The sequence below is a fragment of the Priestia sp. P5_B4 genome (assembly GCF_056400385.1).
Map to the genome: position 1 here is coordinate 1 of NZ_JBFULJ010000951.1, position 1,415 is coordinate 1,415.

Here is a 1,415-nt window from a genome sequence, read left to right on the forward strand (position 1 = left end):
GCATATTTAGTCCTTTTTTAACGATATCATGTGACGCTACGCCTTTCAATTGAGCGTATAGTCCGATTCCACATGCATCGTGCTCAAATTCAGGACGGTAGAGACCTTGAGCTTTTGGCATTTGATTGTATGTCATCTTCTTCTCCCCCGTTCGTTTTCTTTATCTTTTTAAGATCACCTGTTTACATTGTAAGTTTTCAAATCAATATAAACAATATATAATTTAGATAAAACTAATCTAATTTTGATATATATAGATGGAGGATGCCTATGGAACTGCGTCAATTACGCTATTTTATGGAAGTTGCAAAAAGAGAACACGTATCTGAGGCGGCAGAATATCTGCATGTAGCTCAATCAGCGATCAGCCGTCAAATCGCGAACCTGGAGTCTGAGCTAGGTGTTAGTTTATTCAAACGCGAAGGAAGAAATGTCAAGTTAACAGCAATAGGAAAAGTCTTTCTTGAGCATACGGAGACGGCTATGAAAGCTATTGACTATGCGAAAGAACAAATTGATGAATACCTGGATCCCGAAAGAGGAACGATTAAAATCGGATTTCCCACAAGCCTTGCCAGTCACCTTCTTCCTACTATTATATCAGCCTTTAAAGAAGAACACCCAAATGTTGCTTTTCATCTTAGACAAGGTTCGTATAAATTTTTAATTGAATCGGTTAAAAAAAGAGATATTAATATCGCTTTTTTAGGCCCTGTACCTGTAGAGGACCAGAGTATAGAAGGCCATATTCTATTCACTGAAAATCTTTTAGCCCTTGTTCCTTCTCACCATCCGCTCGCTGAACGGGATAACATTCGGCTGCGGGATTTAAGAAATGAAGATTTTGTGCTATTTCCAAAAGGATTCATTTTACATAAAATGGCCTTTGACGCTTGCAAACAAGCAGGATTCATGCCAAATATTTCATCTGAAGGAGAAGATTTAGATGCGATTAAAGGTCTTGTATCTGCAGGAATCGGCGTCACGCTTCTTCCTGAAAGCACAGTGTCTGAAACGACTCCTCGTTTTACGACTAAACTCCCTATTCATACGCCGCAGCTTCAGCGTACAGTCGGGATGATTATTCCTCGAAATCGTGATTTAGCACCTTCTGATAAAATTTTTTATAAGTTTGTCAAAACCTTTTTTGAACGGTTGGAGCAGTATAAATAAGAGAGGCCCCTGCCTCTCTTATTCTTTGCTTTACACACTATTTCTCAGCTGATCAATTGTATAAATAGCTCTTCTTCCCCTAAAACTAACAGGCATTGACGCTTACCGTACTCTTTCTTATACTGAAGTAACTGACTAAAAAGAAACAAGGTGACTGCTATGGATTTTAAAATTAATTTTTTATCATTTTACGTAATACAAGTAGAAGGAAAAGAAGAACAGGCTTCTAAACAATATAAGCA

3 protein-coding genes are annotated in these 1,415 nt (G+C 37.8%); 2 read left to right on the plus strand and 1 reads right to left on the minus strand.

The window, feature by feature from the left end:
• Window positions 1-136 (minus strand): hypothetical protein (locus AC1DRF_RS27800; RefSeq protein ID WP_477742285.1); only part of this gene is annotated, 136 nt, incomplete at its 3' end.
• A gap of 134 nt (window positions 137-270) precedes the next feature.
• Here AC1DRF_RS27800 and gltC point away from each other — a divergent pair.
• Window positions 271-1,173, plus strand: coding sequence for a glutamate biosynthesis transcriptional regulator GltC (gene gltC / locus AC1DRF_RS27805; RefSeq protein WP_013056801.1), 903 nt, complete (start codon window positions 271-273; stop codon window positions 1,171-1,173).
• 159 nt (window positions 1,174-1,332) lie between these two features.
• Window positions 1,333-1,415 (plus strand): DUF3900 domain-containing protein (locus tag AC1DRF_RS27810; RefSeq protein ID WP_477742286.1); only part of this gene is annotated, 83 nt, incomplete at its 3' end.